1 pseudogene is annotated in these 527 nt (G+C 75.3%); it reads left to right on the top strand.

Annotated features, from left to right (window positions below):
• Nucleotides 1–411 (top strand): annotated as a pseudogene (locus C1J00_RS44065) (DUF6777 domain-containing protein); the annotation flags it as partial.
• Nucleotides 412–527 lie beyond the last annotated feature (116 nt).

Genomic DNA, 527 nt, shown 5'->3' with positions numbered 1-527 from the left:
GATGCGCTGCCCGTGCCGCACCCGGTCCCGACCCCGGACCCGGGCGCCGGCACGGGCAGCGCATCCCCCTGGGACGCCCCGGCAGACGCGAGCCCTCCCGACGGCACCGACACCGGCACCGACCCGGACGTCGCCCCGCCCGCGGACACCGGCACGGAGACGGACATCAGCACGGACACGGAGACCGGCGCGGACACGGACACGGACACCGGCGCGCGCGTACCTCCAGCCGTGGAGACCGCCCCGCCTCCCGGCCAGCCGGCCGGCCCGGAAGATACCGGCAGCCCGGACGAGGCCGGACCCGACGCCGTCCCGGACAACCCCGATCCGCCCGACGGCGCCGGGCTCATCCCCGACGACCGGGCCGCCGAACGCATCCCCGGCAGCCCCGAAGACGTCTTCACCGACTGAGGGCCGATCCGGTGGAGCGGCTCGTAGACTCGGCACATCCATCCGGTCGAAGAATCGGACGAATCCTGGCAAGGTGGGCCCATGGCTGATCGGGGAGCGAGCGCCCTGTCCCTCCC

Origin of the sequence: Streptomyces cahuitamycinicus (assembly GCF_002891435.1) — a bacterium.
Taxonomy (GTDB): Bacteria; Actinomycetota; Actinomycetes; order Streptomycetales; family Streptomycetaceae; genus Streptomyces; species Streptomyces cahuitamycinicus.
This window is presented reverse-complemented; position numbering and strand designations above follow the sequence as displayed.